Genomic DNA, 17,657 nt, shown 5'->3' with positions numbered 1-17,657 from the left:
AGATGGCAAGTGAATTAATTGAAGAAAAGTTAAAACAATTGCCTGATTTACCAGGATGTTACTTGATGAAGAATCAAGAGGATGAAATTATTTATATTGGTAAGGCAAAAAACTTAAAAAATCGAGTACGCTCCTATTTCCGTGGAGCACATAATACTAAAACTGAAAAATTAGTGAGTGAAATTCATCATTTTGAATTTATTGTCACAAAAACTAATAAAGAATCGTTATTATTAGAAATTAATTTAATTAAGAAATACCAACCTTATTACAATATTAAATTAAAACAAGGAACGATGTATCCTTATTTAAAAATTACAAATGAGCGAGATCCTCAACTAGTGATTACAAGTAATGTTGAAAAAGATGGGGGCATGTATTTTGGACCTTATCCGAATGTTTATGCTGCAACAGAAACGCAACAGCTCATTCAAAAAATTTATCCATTAAGAAAATGTGGAAAAAATGAAACACGTGCTTGTTTCTATTACCATTTAGGACAATGTATTGGTTGTTGTGACCATGAAGTTTCACCAGAAATTTATCAACAACAAAAGAAAAAAATTCAACGTTTTCTTGAAGGTAATGTAAAAGAAATTAAGCAAGATTTGCAAAAGAAAATGGATGAAGCTTCAGAACAATTAGAGTTTGAACGAGCCATTGATTACAGAAATCAAATTCAATATATTGAAACAACAGTAGAAAAACAGCATATTATGTCTCAAGACTTTACAAATCGGGATGTATTCTCATTCCATATGGATAGAGGTTGGATTTCTATTCAAGTCTTTTTACTTAGACAATCCACAATTATCAAGAGAGAAGCAGCATTATTTCCAATTTACAATGCGGCTGAAGAGGAATTAACGTCATTTATTGTTCAGTTTTATCAAGAACAAAATCATATTTTACCTAAAGAAATATTAGTTCCAGAAGAAATTGATAAGGAATTATTATCTGAAGTATTAGAAGTCAAAGTATTAACCCCTCAAAGAGGATCGAAGAAGCGAATGCTTGATTTAGCGACACAAAATAGTGAAGTAGCTTTATTTGAAAAATTCAAGATTGATGAGAATAGTCAGCAAAAAACTTTAGGTGCGGTGGAACAATTACGACAAGCACTTGATTTAAGCCGTTTAAGCGTGATTGAGTCATTTGACCACTCGAATATTCAAGGGACAAATCCTGTATCAGCAATGGTCGTTTATCGAGACGGGAAACCGGAGAAGAAAAGTTATCGAAAATTCAACATAAAAACGGTAGAAGGGAGTCATGAATTTTTAACGACACAAGAAGTCGTTAGAAGACGATATTCAAGATTATTAAAAGAACAGAAACCTTTACCGGATTTAATTTTGATGGATGGTGGAAAAGTTCAGATGAGAGCTGCCCTGGAAGTTTTAAAAGATGAACTTGGCTTATCAATTCCGATTGCAGGAATGGTAAAGGATGAGAAACATAAGACCGCTCATTTGCTTTACGGAGAAGAGTATGAACAAATCGAACTAGATCCAACGAGTCATGCTTTTCATTTATTGCAACGAATTCAAGAGGAAGTCCATCGATATGCGATTACGTTTCATCGTCAGGTACGAAGTAAACATGCTTTTTCTTCGATACTTGATGAGATTGAAGGAGTTGGACCGAAGACTCGTACGAAATTATTACAGCATTTTAAAACGATGAAGGGAATTAAGGAGGCGACAGTCGAGGAGATTCAAAAACTGGGGATTTCTGAGAAAGTGGCGAAGCGTATCAAAGAATCAGTTTAGGTATGTGTATAGGGATTTCTCATATGGGGGTGAGGCTCGTGCTCTTTCACACCGGTGTGAAAGAGCATGTGTGTCATTCATTAACGGATATTTCGTATAAGATATTTTTACGTTAAACTCATATATGTTCTATCATGTGGTAAATGCGCGCGTTGCGCTGTTTGCCTATTAGTGTACATGAGGGGGGAGAATTAGTGTTAATTCATATTCACTTCTGTATCTTTAATTGTTATAAAAGGTTTTAGTATTGTTTAATTGTTTGTATAACAGATTTTTTAATCTGTTATATTTTTTTATAAAAAAGTAAAAAATGATTGATTTATTTCTCAGGGCGTGCTATGTTAGGTTAGTCAAAAATATATGAAAAAAAGGCAGGCGAAATCATGAATACATGGCTTAAACTAGGTGCAGTTGCTGCAACATTATTGTTAGGAGCTTGCTCAACTTCAACAAGTACTACTACAAGCAAGGGTACTGTATCACAAGCTCAAAAAAATTGGAATGCAATTGAAAAAGCAGGAAAGATTAAAGTTGCAACAGCAGGTACTTTATATCCACAATCATTCCATACAGATAAAGACAACTCTTTAACGGGTTATGATGTTGAGATTGTAAAAGAAGTAGCTAAACGATTAAAATTAGAAGTTGAATTCACTGAAATGGGTGTTGACGGTATGTTAACTGCTTTAGATAGCGGTCAAGTGGATATTGCCAATTATTCAATTGAAGATGGGGCAAAAAATATTGATAAATATTTACGTACTGAACCTCATAAATATTCATTTACATCAATGGTAGTTCGTGAAAGCGACAATTCAGGAATTTCTTCTTGGGCTGATGTAAAAGGGAAAAAAGCTGCAGGTGCTGCAAGTACAAACTATATGAAACTTGCTAAAAAATTAGGTGCAGAATTAGTCATCTATGACAATGTTACAAATGATGTTTATATGTCTGATTTAGTAAATGGTCGTACAGATGTTATTATCAATGACTATTACTTACAAAAAATTGCTGTAGCATTCGGTAAAGATACTTTCCCAATTAAAATTAACGAAGGTGTTTTCGCAAACCCATATAGCGTAAGCTTCTCTATAAAATTAGGAAATGACGTTATCCAACAAAAATTCAATGAAGCATTAAAATCAATGAAAGAAGATGGAACTTTAACAGAAATTTCTAAAACATTCTTTGCTGGGGAAGATGTAACTCAACCAAAAGACTTGAAATTAGAAAAAATTGATTTTTCTGATGTAGAATAAGAGGCGATGACGATTGTTTAATCTTAAGTTAGCGATTCATAGTCTTTCCTTTGTATTAAGTGGTTTACAATATACATTAGGAATTGCTGGAGTAAGTTTTATTTTTGGAACGATCTTAGGGTTCATGCTTGTATTAATGAAACGATCGGACATAAGAGTTTTAAGAATGATTGCTAATTTCCATGTTTCTTTTATGAGAGGAACTCCTACATTAGTATTTTTATTCTTATTATATTTTGGATTACCTTATTTAAAAATTCAACTCCCAGCTATAGTCTGTGCAATCTTATGCTTCAGTATTGCAAGTAGTGCATATATTTGTGAAGTTTTACGATCTTCTATTGATGCAGTGGACTATGGACAATGGGAAGCTTCTACTTCCTTGGGATTGAATTATTTCCAAACATTAAGAAGAGTTATTGTTCCTCAAGCAGTTAGAATTTCAGTACCTCCTTTAAGTAATGTTTTATTAGATATGATAAAAGGAACGTCGTTGGTAGCGATGATTACGGTTCCTGATATTTTTCAAAACGCTAAAATTGTTGGAGGTCGAGAATTCGATTATATGACGATGTATATTTTAGTCGCATTAATTTACTGGAGTATCTGTTTAGTGTTTGAACAAGGTCAGAAAATTTTAGAAAAAAGTTTATCATTATATTAGAAATGTAGAGGTTGGAATTCCAGCCTCTTTTTTGTATGCAACGAGGATTGCTAGAGATTTTAAGGAAAATATGATAGACTATCCAGGAAGAAAAGGAGTGGTGATGATGAAAAAATTAGCGATTATAGGCACAGGGTGGATATCTTCTTCTTTTGTGGAAGCCGTTAAAGAAACGTTGAGTTTTGAAGTAGTATCTGTATACAGTAGAACACTAGAAAAAGCAGAAGAATTTGCTGAAAAACACCAAATTCCTTCTTGGACAAATCAATGGAGTGAATTTTTATTAGAAAATAACTGGGATGTTGTCTATATCGGAGCACCAAACCATACACATGGGGACTATTCAAAACAATTATTAGAGCATCAGAAAAATATTATTGTTGAAAAACCATCCTTTTTATCTGTTGAAGAATGGGATGAAGTTCATCAATTAGCGATGGAAAAAAATTTATTAGTGATTGAAGCTATTCGTCATTATTATGAACCAGCCTTTCATGAAGTTGGAAAAATGATTGCTTCTAAAATGGATGAAGTAAAAGGAGCTGTTCTATCGTATGCAAAATACTCTTCAAAATATGATGCATTTTTAAGAGGCGAGATTGCGAATTCATTTTCATTAGCTTCTGGTGGTGGAGCTTTAATGGATTTAGGAGTTTATCCAATTTACAATGCGATTAGTTGGTTCGGAATGCCGGAGAAGGCTCATTATCAAGCACGTAAATTACAAAATCAAGCAGATGGACAAGGAATCATATCATTGGAGTATCCAACATTTGATGTAACGATTTTTGTTGGGAAAGTGTTAAACGTATGTCTACCTCAAGAAATTTACTTTGGTAAAGAAACATTGCAAATCAATGACTGTCAAGAAATTAAAGAAGTCAAAACACTATATATGAGTGAAGTTGGAGAAACAAAGAAATACAAACTTCGTAATAATCCATTAGAATGGGAAGCCGTTGCTTTCGCAAAAATATTAGAACGCACACCAGAATCCCTAAAACAATATGAACAAAGTAAAAAAATAAGTCGAAATGTTTTAGAAGTGATTGAAGCATTAAGAAATTCAGCAGGAATTACATTTAATTAAGGAGAAATCATGAAAGAATATATTCAAAACAAATGGAATGAAAAAGGGTTTAAAGACTTAACCCCGATTCAAGAAGCAACAAAGGAATTGATTCAAAAAGGGGAAGATGTAGTAGCCGTCTCTCCAACTGGAACAGGGAAAACATTAGCTTATCTGTTACCTTTATTAGAAAAAATTGAAATCAATCATGAACTACAAGCAGTCATTTTAGTACCTAGTCAAGAATTAGCACAACAAATTGGTGAAGTTATTCGTGAATGGAAATTGCCAGAACTAACCATGTTAGTGTTAGCAGGAGGAGCTAATGTAAAGCGTCAAATTGAAAACTTAAAGAAAAAACCAGAATTAGTTGTTGGAACACCAGGACGATTAACAGAATTAGCGAATCAAAGAAAATTAAAACTTCATCAAGTTCAAACGCTTGTTTTAGACGAAGCTGATTATTTATTAGCACAAGAACATTTAGAACAAACTCGTTCCTTTATTAAAAAATGTCCATCACAACGACAAATGATTTGTTTTTCAGCCACTAAAAATGAAATATTAGAATCGATCCATCAATGGATTAATATGACACCAAATTGGGTTGAAAATGAACAGAAAATGTCAGGAAAAGGGAATGTAAAACATGTGTATATTGAATCTCCGGTTCGTAAAAAAGATGAATTGTTAAGAAAATTTGCAAATATGAAGCAATATCAAGCATTAGTATTTGTTAATTCATTGGCAAATGCAGGGATTTTAGCAGAAAAATTACAATACCATAATATCCCATGTGCCCTATTAACAAGCCAAGAAAATCAAATCAATCGTAAAGCAGCCATTCAAGCCTTTAAAAAAGGCGAAGTTCCTATTTTATTAACGACAGATGTGGCAGCACGTGGATTAGATATTGAAGATTTACCAGTCGTGATTCATTATGATTTACCTGAAAATAAAGAGGTATACACGCATCGTTCAGGAAGAACGGGAAGAATGGGAAAAGATGGTTTAGTCATTAGTTTTGTAACAGAAAAAGAAGTGAGAGACTTGAAAAAACTCATACCAGCTGATGCAAAACTAGAAGCGTTCCAAATTCATTCGAGCCAACTACAAGTTGCAGAAAAGAAAAAGCTTGTAGAAAAGAAACTCTATAAAGCAAAAGAGAAAAAAGGAACAGCTAAAAAAGCTTATCCATCAAAAGATAAAAAATCCTTTAAAGCTAAAAAATCATCAGGAAAGAAAAAGTAAAAAGGAGATTCTTAGATGCTTACATTGGAGTTTTTAAAAAATCATTTAGCAGAATACCATTTACCCTATGAAGACAAAGCTGTGTTGTTTCAAGTAAAAAGATTAATCCACGAAGAACATGCGATTTGTTATTGGTCTTCAATGGGATGTGTATTTTTTTGGTTAAAAGATGATACGACTTTTTCTGATATAAGACCGTTACTATTTCCGGTTGAACGAGTAGAGAAAGTGCAGTATCAAAAGAAATTTTTATCAAATGATGAATTAAGTTTTGAAGTTGAAGGAGAAAAGTTTCAATTTGAAATTCCTCATCGTTCTAAATATTTTTCAAATCAAAAAGAACAATTAAAACTGTTCCGTCAGTTGATGGAACAATAAAGGAGACGGACATGGAAATTATTCGTTCGCACCAAAATGCAATGGTTAAAAATTATCAAAAATTACAAACTTCCAAAGGTAGAAAAAAGGCCGAAGCGTATATGATTGAAGGGGAACATTTAGTGGAAGAAGCCATTCAATCAAATGTTTCTATTCAACGTTTAGTTGTCAGTGAGGACACGATTCATTTTTATGAAAAATGGACAAAAAGCTATCTAACAATGTTTGTTTCAAAAGAGGTGTTTGAAAAGTTATCGATGACGCAAACGAATCAAGGTATTTTAGCAATTGTTCCTTTAGAAAAGAAAACATTGGTCGAAGTTTCTAAGGGGCGTTATCTTTTAGTAGATGCGGTTCAAGACCCAGGTAATTTAGGCACGATTATTCGTACTGCTGATGCTGCAGGATTTGATGCAGTTGTTTTAGGGGAAGGCTGTGTAGATTTATATAATGATAAAGTGATTCGCTCCATGCAAGGAAGCCAATTTCACGTAGCGATTTATCATGAGAATTTAATGGATGTATATACAAAATTAAAGAAAAATAATATTCCAATTGCAGTAACGGCTTTGCATCGTGAAGCAAAAGATTTTCAATGGTTAACGGGTAGAGATTCTGTTGCGATTGTGGTGGGAAATGAAGGAAATGGAGTTCGTCAAGAATTGATTGATTCTGCGGATTGTATCATTCAGATTCCTATGTTTGGTCAAGCGGAATCGTTGAATGTTGCCATTGCTAGTGGGGTACTTATGTACCAAACGAGAATGTGATATATATAGGGATTGGGCTGATGTTGTGAGGCCGCCAGCAGCCTCCTGCGGAGTCTCATGGCTAATTTTTGAGCCTAAGGTCTCAAAAATTGCCTATGAAAGTACTCTGGAAACAGAGTACTTTCATTTTCACAACGGCGCCCAATCCCAGGTGCTTCGGTCATAACATGAGGGTACGTTTAGGATCTGGGGTACGGAAATGCCTTTTACGTGCTGACGTGAGGCAGAGGCGCTTCGCTGTCTGCCTATTTTTTGGCTATTTTGGGTTAGTTGTTAGAACTAGTTTGGTGTCTCTTATTGGTTCTGAGCGTTTTGTTTGATTGATAATTTTATCTGTGCTATACTATTTATGAATTAAGGTGATGTGGAAAGGAGAGTGAGCAGGAATGCTCACTCTTTTTACGCAGTGATGTAAAGGAGGTTATCTATGAGTAAAGTAGCAGAATTAGTTTCAACACTCGCTTTGCCAGTTATTGAAGCGGAAGGGTTTGAATTAGTCGATTTAGAGTTTGTAAAAGAAGGGAAAAATTGGTTTTTACGTTTTTACCTTGACAAACCAGGTGGAATTGATTTAGATGATTGTGCGTTTATGAGTGAAAAATTTAGTGAATTATTAGATGCACAAGATCCAGATCCGATTCCTCAAGCGTATTTCCTTGAAGTATCTTCTCCTGGTGCTGAACGTCCTCTGAAAACTGAGAAAGATTTGAAAGAAGCGATTGGACAATATGTTCATTTATCATTCTATCAACAAATCGAAGGCGAGAAGTTTTTAGAAGGATTTTTAACGGAAGTAACTGATGAGTCAGTGACTTTAGAAGTGAAAATTAAAACACGTAAAAAATCAGTTACGATTGTACGTGAAAATATTGCAAAAGCTAGATTAGCGATTCAATTCTAGGAATCAATGAGAAACATTTTTGACAAAGGAGTCACATTATGAGTAAAGAAATGATTAAAGCATTAAATATTCTTGAAGAAGAAAAAGGGATTTCTAAAGAAGTTGTGATTACAGCTTTAGAAGCGGCTCTTGTTTCTGCTTATAAGAAAAACTATGGACAAGCACAAAATGTTGAAGTTGAATTTGATGCTAAAAAAGGAAAAATGCATGTATATGCAGTGAAAGAAGTTGTGGAATATGTATTTGATTCAACGCTTGAAGTGAGTATCGAAGAAGCTCATGAATTACATAAAGCTTATGAAGTTGGAGATAAAATTCGTTTTGAAGTAACTCCAAAAGATTTTGGACGTATTGCTGCACAAACAGCCAAACAAGTGATTATGCAACGTTTAAGAGATGCTGAACGTACAAATATTTATAATGAATTTATCGAATACGAAAATGAAATTATGACAGGTGTAGTTGACCGTCAAGATTTCCGTTATGTATATGTGAATTTAGGTAAAATTGTTGCAGGAATGACAAAACAAGATCAAATTCCTACTGAAGAATATTTACCAGATCAACGTATTAAAGTATTAGTATCTAAAGTGGATAATACAACTAAAGGTCCATTAATTTTCGTAAGTCGTACACATCCAGATTTATTAAAACGTTTATTTGAACAAGAAGTTCCTGAAATTTATGAAGGAGTTGTAGAAATCGTTTCGATTGCTCGTGAAGCAGGAGATCGTGCTAAAGTTGCAGTACGTTCTAGAGATACAAACTTAGATCCAGTTGGTACTTGCGTAGGGCCACGTGGTCAACGTGTTCAAAATATCGTAAATGAATTAAATGGTGAAAATATGGATATCGTTGAATGGAACGAAGATCCATCTGTATACATTGCGAATGCATTAAATCCTGCACAAGTTGTGAAAGTAGATTTTGATTCAGATCGTAATAGCTGCATCGTTGTAGTTCCAGATCATCAATTATCATTAGCGATTGGGAAACGTGGACAAAATGCTCGTTTAGCAGCTAAATTAACTGGTTTCCGTATTGATATTAAATCAGAATCAGCTTATCAAGAATATTTAAACCAATTAGATTCAGAATTACCGACAGTTGAAGAAACTGCAAATGAAGAAGTCCAAACTGAAGAATAATCAAGAAGGAGGCATCTTATGAAAAAAAGAAAAATTCCAATGCGTCGTTGTATAGCTTCTGGAGAAATGATGCCTAAGAAAGAATTGGTACGGATTGTTCGTAACAGTGAAGGTGTCGCTCAAATTGATCCTACTGGAAAAGTCAATGGAAGAGGAGCTTATATTACATTAGAACCGACTCTTGTTGAAAAAGCGTGGAAGAATCATTTATTTGAACGTCAATTAGAAATTGAAATCCCAGATAGTTTCTATGAAGAACTATTGCAATATGTGGATCACCAAAAAGCTAGAAAAGAGTTATTTAGTGATGGAAAACATTGATAAAAAGAAAGCTCTCAATTTATTAGGAATGGCAACAAGAGCTCGTAAACTAATATCTGGAGAAGAGCAAGTACTGCAAAGTATTCAAAAAGAAAAAGTGAATCTCGTTATTTGTACAACAAATAGTAGTGAGAATACCGTAAAGAAAATCAAAAATAAATGTGAATATTATGAAATCCCTTTTATTCAGCAATTTACAACGGAAGAAGTTTCGCAGGCGATTGGAAAACAACGTTCGATTATCGCAATTGCTGATCAAGGTTTTACAAAAAGTCTGATGAAGATGAAAGGATTTAACGATATGAACGAATAGGAAGGTGAACGTATGTCAAAAACACGTGTATATGAACTTGCAAAAGAATTAAAACTACCTAGTAAGGACATTATCGAAAAAGCAAAACAATTAGGCATTACTTATAACAGTCATATGTCAACAATGGAAGATGGAGAAGTAATAACAATTAAAGCTTCTATTTCTACAAAGAAAGAAAAGTCAAAGAAAGTTGTTGAAAAGAAAGAAACTCCTGCGCCTAAAAAAGTAGAGCCAAAAAAAGATGCAGCGCAACCTAAAAAGGAAACTGGAAAAAAAGAAAAAGTGAAAAAAGCTGAACAAAAACCAACACATTCACCAAAACAACAGGATAAAAATCATCAACCAAACCAAAATCAAAATAAACATGGACATAAGAAGGAATCTATGCAAAAACAAGAAAAAGTAGTAAACAAAGGACCAAAACATCAGTCACGTGATGCAGAATCATATTCAAATCATCGTGAATCTAAAAAGAATAATGATTTCAAACGTGGAAATCAAAAACGTGGTGGCGAACGTAATCCACAAGAAAACTTCAATAAGAAAAATCGTCATCAAAAAAATAACCGTAAACAACAAAAGAATGCTGAAAAAAAACCAGCAGTTCCAGCACGTAAATTCCATGAATTACCAGATGTATTAGTGTATACAGATGGAATGACAGTAGCTGAATTAGCGAAAAAGATTAAACGTGAACCAGCAGAAATTATTAAAAAATTATTCTTATTAGGTGTAATGGCAACATTAAACCAAGGATTATCAAAAGATGCGATTGAATTATTAGCAGCAGACTATGGTATGGATGCTGAAGAAAAAATCGAAAAAGACATTTCTGATTTAGATGTATACTTTGAAGAAGCAGCTGCTGAGATCGACTCACATGCAGTTCGTCCTCCAGTTGTTACAATCATGGGACACGTTGACCATGGTAAAACAACTTTACTTGACCAATTAAGAAATTCTTCTGTAGTAGCTGGAGAAGCTGGAGGAATTACACAACATATTGGTGCTTACCAAATTAAAATTGATGGCAAACCAATTACATTCTTAGATACACCAGGTCACGCGGCGTTTACAACAATGCGTGCTCGTGGTGCGGATATCACAGATATTACAATTATTGTAGTTGCTGCGGATGACGGTGTAATGCCACAAACAATTGAAGCAATTAACCATGCTAAAGCAGCAGATGTTCCAATTATTGTTGCTGTAAACAAAATTGATAAACCAGCTGCTAATCCAGGTCGTGTGATGCAAGAATTATCTGATTTAGGTTTAGTTCCTGAAGCATGGGGTGGAGATACAATCTTCGTTGAAATCTCTGCTAAATTTAATCAAAATATCGAAGAATTATTAGAAATGATTTTATTAGTAGCTGAAATGCAAGAATTAAGTGCAAATGCTAATCGTTTAGCATTAGGTACAGTTATTGAAGCTCGTTTAGATAAAACAAAAGGACCTATCGCAACATTATTAGTTCAAGAAGGAACTCTTAAAGTTGGAGACCCAATCGTTGTTGGTAATACATTCGGACGTGTTCGTGTAATGGTGAATGACCAAGGACGCCGTGTGAAAACAGCTGTTCCAGCAACTCCAGTAGAAATTACAGGGTTAAATGCATCACCACAAGCAGGAGATCGCTTCGTAGTATTTGAAGATGAAAAATCGGCTCGTGCTGCAGGTGAAGAACGTGCGAAACGTGCTTTAATTGAACAACGTAATGCATCAAGCCGTATTACATTAGATAACTTATTCTCAACATTAAAAGATGGAGAAATGAAAGAAGTTAACGTGATTATTAAAGCTGACGTACAAGGTTCTGTTGAAGCTTTAGCTTCAAGTTTACAAAAAATTGAAGTTGAAGGCGTACGTGTGAAAATTATTCATACAGCTGTTGGGGCAATTAATGAAAGTGATATTACTTTAGCAACAGCAAGTAATGCGATTATTATTGGTTTCAACGTAAGACCTACACCTCAAGCGAAGATTCAAGCTGAATCTGATCAAGTAGATATTCGTTTACACCGTATTATTTATAATGTTATTGATGAAATTGAAACAGCGATGAAAGGTATGTTAGATCCTGAATTTGAAGAGAAAATTACAGGTTCTGCTATCGTTCGTGAAACGTATACAGTTTCTAAATTAGGTACAATTGCTGGTTCATATGTTACTGAAGGGGTTGTAAAACGTTCTAGTCAAGTTCGTTTAATCCGTGATAACATTGTTATTTACGAAGGTGAATTAGCAAGCTTGAAACGTTTCAAAGATGATGCTAAAGAAGTGAAATTAGGATTTGAATGTGGAATTATGATTGAAGGCTACAATGATATTAAAGTAGATGATATTATCGAAGCATTTGAAATGGTTGAAATTAAAAGAAAATAGTCTGAAATGATGGAATGAAGAGAGGAGAGTATCAAATGGCGAATTTCCGTGTTGGTCGTGTTTCTCAAGAAATTTTGAGAGAAGTGAATGATATTTTGTCAAAAAAAGTTCGTGATCCTCGTGTGCAAGAAATTACTATTACCGAGGTCGATGTAACGGGCGATTTGCAAATTGCGACGGTTTATTATACAACTTTGCAAACTTTAGCGAGTGAACGCCAAGCAACTGAACGTGGATTGGAAAAATCTAAAGGTTTAATTCGTCGTGAATTAGGGAAACGTTTATCTCTCTATAAAACGCCTGAATTAATTTTTAAACGTGATGAGTCTGTTGATTATGGAAACCATATCGAAGAATTGTTGAAGAGTATCCAACAAGAGGATGAGGAACGTTAAATACAAATAAAAAAAGTTTTTCTATAGTAATAAAGGACGCCAGTAGCCCCCTATGGGGTCTCTTGGCTAAAATTTGAGCCATGGTCTCAAATTTCCCTAGTAAAAGTAGCCAAATGGCTACTTTTACGCATATTACTATAGAATTTTTTATTTGTATTTACCTTTAAGAACTATTACTTTTTTAGTAGGAAACGTAAAATAGGTTTAATTGACTGCTTACTACTTTGGATAGTCTTTTATTTTATAACAAATAAAAAAACTCTCCGTAGTAGCTAAAGCAATGAGACTCGCAAAAGCGAGGCTGCTTGCGTCCCTAGCAACTACAGAGAAGTCTATTTTTATTTATAAAAAATTAAATTACTGTGGTATAATGGACACACTATGAATAAAAGAGGTGTGTTATGATTTCTGCAAATGAGACTTGGATTCTTTGGTCTATTATTATTGTCATTGCAACAGCAAGTATTTATTTAGAAAATCATTATGAATGGGCATCGAAAATTAGTGGTCCGATTATTGGTTTATTAGCAGCAGCTACATTAAGCAATGTTGGCATCATTCCTGTTGAATCTCCTGTTTATGATCAAGTATGGGGTGTTGTAGTTCCATTAGCGATTCCGATGTTATTATTTACATGTGATTTAAAACAAATTTGGAAAGAAAGTGGACGTCTATTATTGATTTTCTTAATTAGTTCTGTCGGAACTATATTAGGGGCTTTAGTAGGATATGCTTTCTTAGTCAAAATGATTCCTGTATTGAATCATATTGCCGGAATGATGGTTGGAAGTTATATCGGTGGTGGAGTTAACTTTGTGGCAGTTGCTTCTGCATTTGATATTCCAAAAGAATTAATTTCTGCCGCTACTGTAGCGGATAATTTATTAATGGTATTTTATTTCTTAATTTTATTAATGATTCCATCTATGGCATTTTTCAAGAAGCATTTTAAATTTGCTTATTCAAATAAAGAGTTAGAAGACTCTAAAGAGTATCGTTCTAAAACAGTCGTTACATTACAAGATATTGCTTTTGTATTTGCGATTGCAGTAGTGATTGTAACGGTAAGCTTTAGTTTATCAAAAGGGATTGCTACTCTTGGACAAAATAGTGTGATTCAATTTATCTCGAATAAGTATTTAATTCTAACCACTTTAACCGTTGCAGCTTCGACATTTTTTTCTTCATTTTTTAAGAAAATTCATGGAGCAAATGAAATTGGAACTTTCTTAATTTACTTATTCTTCGTAGTTATTGGGATTCCTGCTTCAATTGAGGCGATTATTGCGAAATCTCCATTACTTTTAGTGTTCTGTGCCATTATGGTCTTTGTAAATATGTTCGTGACATTCTTAGGGGCAAAAGTATTTGGCTTTACAATTGAAGAAGCTATTTTAGCATCAAATGCAAATATTGGAGGACCAACAACGGCAGCAGCCATGGCAGTATCAAAAGGCTGGCATCGCTTCGTAGCACCAACCATGTTAGTAGGAACATTAGGCTATATACTAGGAACCTATATTGGAATATTAGCAGGAAACTTACTAATGTAAAAGAAAAGACAAACATCAATTTAGAAAGAAGACCTAAGAAGATGTTTGTCTTATTTTATTGAAAAAGACTTCCTATAGTAGCAGGCAAGAGACCTGTAAGGTCCTAATACTACTATTAAGGAAGTCTATTAAAGATTTATTTTTTCTCTAGGTAAGTAACCGCCATTGCATCTACACCTGTATGGCTCATAATAATTGGTGAAGTCATTACAATTGTAAGTTTAGCATCAGGGAATAACTCACGTAATGTATCAATTTGAGATTGATTAAACTCATTCAATCCAGCATGCATAATGCCAATTTCTTGGATACCATTAGGGCAAGCTTTCATTTCCTCAAAAACTTCATCATATTTCTTCTGAAGAGACTTTAAACCTCTCCCTTTTTGAACAATCTCAATTTTACCATTAATTACTTCTAAAAATAGTTTGATGTTTAATAAATTAGAGAAAGCTCCCATGACACGACTAATACGACCACCTTTAATTAAATTATCTAGGTTTAAAACGGTTAAATATAATTTTGTACGTTGACGAGTACTTTCAATAACTTCTAAAATTTCTTCAACACTTTTGCCTTCTTTGGCAGCTTTCGCAGCTTCACGAACAATGATTCCCATTGAACGAGAAGTGAAGTCTGAATCAACAACCGTTACAGTTGATTCCGTAAGATCTGCTGCTTGTCTTGCAGCATTAACAGTTCCACTAATCGAATTCATTAAGTGAATAGAAATAATTTCAGAACCGTCTTTTCCTAATTTGTCATACAGTTCTACAAAACGACCAATGGAAGGTTGAGCAGTCATTGGTAATTCAGAACTTGCAATCATTTTATTTTTGAATTCTTCTTTTGTAATAGTTTCACCGTCTAAATAATGTTCTTCTTGAATGGTAATATTTAATGGAACTACATGGATATTGAAATCTTGGATTTCTTGTTCGGTTAAATCAGCAGTTGAATCTGTCACTATGATTATACGAGACATGTTGTCACTCCTTTTAACTTAATATATTTCTATCATAGCATATTTTTTACAAAACACCTAGCATAATATTTTTTACTAAGATAAGAGATGCGTTCCAGCATAGGATTTGTTTTTTTTTAAGAAAATCTATGATAAAATATGATAAGTTATTAAGTAAAATTTATGGAAAAAGGAAGAAAACAATGGACGGAATTTTACCATTATGGAAAGAAAAAGGGATGACTTCATTCGACTGTGTCTTTAAAGTGAGACGCTTATTACAAACGAAAAAAGTAGGTCATTCAGGTACTTTAGATCCAGAAGTAGATGGTGTTTTGCCAATTTGTGTTGGAAAAGCAACAAAAGTGGTAGAGTATTTATTAGAATCTAATAAAGTCTATCAAGGAGAGATTTGTTTAGGGATTGCTACTGCAACAGAAGATGCTCATGGAGAAATTGTGAAACAAGAAGCGATAATGACTCCATTTACCATTAATCAAATTGATGCTATGATGGAAACTTTTCAAGGAGAAATTACTCAAATTCCTCCAATGTATTCTGCTGTGAAAGTTAATGGTAAAAGACTATACGAATATGCTCGAAAAGGAGAATCCGTTGAACGTCCAGAAAGAAAAGTGAATATATACGAGTTTAAACGTACTTCGACTCCTGAATATGATGAAGCGACGAAAACACAAAAATGGACCTTTGAAGTTAGCTGTAGTAAAGGGACTTATGTTCGTACATTAGCTGTTGATTTAGGAGAAAAATTAGGAGTACCTTCTCATATGTCGCAATTAACTCGTATTAAAAGTGGCCCATTTATGTCAGAACAATGTGTGACATTATCACAATTAGAGGCTTTAGTAGAACAACATCAAGCTTCATCCATCCTTCGACCTTTAGAAGAAGTATTTGAAACATATCCTAGAGTGGATGTGAGTGAAGAATTCGTTACAAAAGTGAAAAATGGAGCCATTTTAACAACAGCAGAATTACCTCAAGTGATAGAACCTTCAACTTTTTATATTGAAGGTGAATTAATAGCCTTATACGGACCTCATCCTGAGAAAAAAGGACTATTAAAACCGATTAAAATGTTTTAAAGAAAGAGAGATAACATGCAAATTATAAAAATCACCCATCCTTATCAGTCTTCTCAAATTGTTCAAGAACCGATTGTGTTAGCACTTGGATTTTTTGATGGGATTCATTTAGGGCATCAGAAAGTGATTCAACAAGCAAAGGAACAAGCTCAAGAACTAGGCGTTAAATTAGCATTAATGTCATTTGACCATCATCCTTCCATTATCGTCCAAGGAGCAGATCCAGACGAATTACAATATCTATCACCCTTTGAAAGAAAGGTAGAGTTATTAGAAGAATTTGGTGTAGATATTTTTTACGTTATTGATTTTACAAAAGAATTTGCTTCATTAAGTCCTCAAGAATTTGTTGATCAATACATAGTTGGGCTAAATGCTGTAGCAGTTGTAGCTGGATTTGATTATACTTATGGGAAAAAAGATATTGCCAATATGGAATTATTACCGACATATGCAAAAGAAAGATTCTCGATTGTAACAATCTCAGAACAACAAACTGAAGAGCAAAAGATTGGTTCAACCGCTATTCGACAATATTTAGAAACCGGTCAAATCGAAGAAGCAAATGCACTATTAGGCTATGAATATACGATGATTGGAAAAGTGGTTCATGGTTTTGGACGTGGGAGTGCCTTATTAGGATTTCCAACAGCGAATATTGATGTTTCAACGGACACTTATTTATTAAAAAAGGGAGTTTACATAGTAGAAATTCAAGTAGAAGATAAGTGGTATCCTGCGATGGCTTCGATTGGAGTGAATCCAACGTTTAATGATGTAACGAAAATTACAATTGAAGTTTATATTTTAGATTTCCAAAGAGATATTTATGAATTCTCAGTAAGAGTAAAATGGTTGCATTATTTACGAGACGAATTAAAATTCGATGGATTAGAAGCACTTATTGCACAATTAAAAGAAGATGAAGTAAATACTAAAAAATATTTTGAAAAATAATGAGGTTAAATATGTGGTACTTGAAAAATTTTGACGAATTATCGAAAAATGAAGTTATTGAAATTTATAAAGCAAGAATTCAAACCTTTATGGTTGAACAACAATTAAATTATCAAGAAATAGATGAGATTGATAAACGAGCGTGGCATTTATTCGAAACAGATGAAACTGGTAAAGTAATTGCTTATTTACGAATCTTCCAAGAAGTAGATGGAGCTCATGTTGGACGTGTCATTGTGGATGAAGCTCATCGTAAACAAGGAAAAGGAAGAGCTCTGATAGAAAGAGCGATAGAAATTTGTCAGGAATGGTATGTTGATCAGCCGATTATGATTCATGCACAAACGTATTTACAACAGTTTTACGAATCATTAGGCTTTGAAGTTTGGTCACCACCTTATCAGCTAGTTGGAATTGAACATATAGATATGATTTTAAAATAGGAGGC

Annotated in this window: 18 protein-coding genes; 17 read left to right on the top strand and 1 reads right to left on the bottom strand. The window is 33.8% G+C overall.

The genetic code is table 11. From position 1 onward, the window contains the following. Positions 1 to 2 precede the first annotated feature (2 nt). The 14 genes from uvrC to LK443_RS07830 all read left to right on the top strand — a co-directional run bounded on the left by uvrC (position 3) and on the right by LK443_RS07830 (position 14,182). Positions 3 to 1,772 carry an excinuclease ABC subunit UvrC gene (uvrC, locus tag LK443_RS07895; RefSeq protein WP_227931384.1) on the top strand — a complete coding sequence of 590 codons (1,770 nt, stop codon included), beginning with the start codon at positions 3 to 5 and terminating at the stop codon, positions 1,770 to 1,772. 383 nt (positions 1,773 to 2,155) lie between these two features. Next, a complete protein-coding gene (locus tag LK443_RS07890; RefSeq protein ID WP_227931383.1) occupies positions 2,156 to 3,031 on the top strand; it encodes a transporter substrate-binding domain-containing protein in 876 nt (291 codons plus the stop codon). Positions 3,032 to 3,044: 13 nt separating this feature from the next. Beyond that, a complete protein-coding gene (locus tag LK443_RS07885; protein ID WP_227931382.1) occupies positions 3,045 to 3,695 on the top strand; it encodes an amino acid ABC transporter permease in 651 nt (216 codons plus the stop codon). Between the two features lie 103 nt (positions 3,696 to 3,798). Beyond that, on the top strand, positions 3,799 to 4,785 hold the full coding sequence (locus tag LK443_RS07880) for a Gfo/Idh/MocA family protein (protein ID WP_227931381.1): 987 nt from the start codon (positions 3,799 to 3,801) through the stop codon (positions 4,783 to 4,785). A 9-nt stretch (positions 4,786 to 4,794) separates the two neighbouring features. Beyond that, positions 4,795 to 6,015: a DEAD/DEAH box helicase gene (locus LK443_RS07875; protein ID WP_227931379.1), complete on the top strand. Its 1,221-nt coding sequence runs from the start codon at positions 4,795 to 4,797 to the stop codon at positions 6,013 to 6,015. 15 nt (positions 6,016 to 6,030) lie between these two features. After that, entirely contained in the window at positions 6,031 to 6,393 is a 363-nt protein-coding gene (locus tag LK443_RS07870) for a hypothetical protein (protein WP_227931378.1), read from the top strand. Positions 6,394 to 6,404: 11 nt separating this feature from the next. Then, positions 6,405 to 7,163: a TrmH family RNA methyltransferase gene (locus LK443_RS07865; RefSeq protein WP_227931377.1), complete on the top strand. Its 759-nt coding sequence runs from the start codon at positions 6,405 to 6,407 to the stop codon at positions 7,161 to 7,163. Positions 7,164 to 7,590: 427 nt separating this feature from the next. Further along, entirely contained in the window at positions 7,591 to 8,064 is a 474-nt protein-coding gene (gene rimP / locus LK443_RS07860) for a ribosome maturation factor RimP (protein WP_227931376.1), read from the top strand. Between the two features lie 38 nt (positions 8,065 to 8,102). After that, positions 8,103 to 9,212, top strand: a complete 1,110-nt coding sequence (nusA, locus tag LK443_RS07855; protein ID WP_227931375.1) for a transcription termination factor NusA — start codon at positions 8,103 to 8,105, stop codon at positions 9,210 to 9,212. Positions 9,213 to 9,230: 18 nt separating this feature from the next. Further along, on the top strand, positions 9,231 to 9,533 hold the full coding sequence (rnpM, locus tag LK443_RS07850) for an RNase P modulator RnpM (RefSeq protein ID WP_227931374.1): 303 nt from the start codon (positions 9,231 to 9,233) through the stop codon (positions 9,531 to 9,533). Then, positions 9,520 to 9,846: a L7Ae/L30e/S12e/Gadd45 family ribosomal protein gene (locus tag LK443_RS07845; protein WP_227932477.1), complete on the top strand. Its 327-nt coding sequence runs from the start codon at positions 9,520 to 9,522 to the stop codon at positions 9,844 to 9,846. The genes rnpM and LK443_RS07845 overlap by 14 nt, the downstream gene beginning before the upstream one ends. Positions 9,847 to 9,858: 12 nt before the next feature. Continuing rightward, positions 9,859 to 12,234: a translation initiation factor IF-2 gene (gene infB, locus LK443_RS07840; RefSeq protein ID WP_227931373.1), complete on the top strand. Its 2,376-nt coding sequence runs from the start codon at positions 9,859 to 9,861 to the stop codon at positions 12,232 to 12,234. A 35-nt stretch (positions 12,235 to 12,269) separates the two neighbouring features. After that, the gene (gene rbfA / locus LK443_RS07835) at positions 12,270 to 12,629 is read left to right on the top strand and encodes a 30S ribosome-binding factor RbfA (RefSeq protein WP_227931372.1); all 360 of its coding nucleotides are present in this window, start codon (positions 12,270 to 12,272) and stop codon (positions 12,627 to 12,629) included. A 401-nt stretch (positions 12,630 to 13,030) separates the two neighbouring features. Further along, complete coding sequence (locus LK443_RS07830) at positions 13,031 to 14,182, top strand: DUF819 domain-containing protein (RefSeq protein ID WP_227931371.1); 1,152 nt, start codon at positions 13,031 to 13,033, stop codon at positions 14,180 to 14,182. Between the two features lie 136 nt (positions 14,183 to 14,318). On the opposite strand, the gene LK443_RS07825 is transcribed toward LK443_RS07830, so the two are convergent. Then, positions 14,319 to 15,167 carry a DegV family protein gene (locus LK443_RS07825; protein WP_227931370.1) on the bottom strand — a complete coding sequence of 283 codons (849 nt, stop codon included), beginning with the start codon at positions 15,165 to 15,167 and terminating at the stop codon, positions 14,319 to 14,321. A 182-nt stretch (positions 15,168 to 15,349) separates the two neighbouring features. Between LK443_RS07825 and truB the strand changes: the two genes are divergently transcribed. The 3 genes from truB to LK443_RS07810 are packed head-to-tail and all read left to right on the top strand — an operon-like array spanning position 15,350 to position 17,652. Further along, positions 15,350 to 16,252, top strand: coding sequence for a tRNA pseudouridine(55) synthase TruB (gene truB, locus LK443_RS07820; RefSeq protein WP_227932476.1), 903 nt, complete (start codon positions 15,350 to 15,352; stop codon positions 16,250 to 16,252). A 15-nt stretch (positions 16,253 to 16,267) separates the two neighbouring features. Next, positions 16,268 to 17,209 (top strand): riboflavin biosynthesis protein RibF, encoded by a 942-nt coding sequence (ribF, locus tag LK443_RS07815; protein WP_227931369.1) that lies wholly within the window; start codon positions 16,268 to 16,270, stop codon positions 17,207 to 17,209. Positions 17,210 to 17,220: 11 nt separating this feature from the next. Continuing rightward, the gene (locus LK443_RS07810) at positions 17,221 to 17,652 is read left to right on the top strand and encodes a GNAT family N-acetyltransferase (RefSeq protein WP_227931368.1); all 432 of its coding nucleotides are present in this window, start codon (positions 17,221 to 17,223) and stop codon (positions 17,650 to 17,652) included. Positions 17,653 to 17,657: the final 5 nt, after the last annotated feature.

It is taken from the genome of Granulicatella elegans (assembly GCF_020735385.1).
GTDB lineage: Bacteria > Bacillota > Bacilli > Lactobacillales > Aerococcaceae > Granulicatella > Granulicatella elegans_B.
The sequence above is the reverse complement of the archived record's forward strand: the minus strand, read 5'-3'. Positions and strand labels throughout refer to the sequence as shown.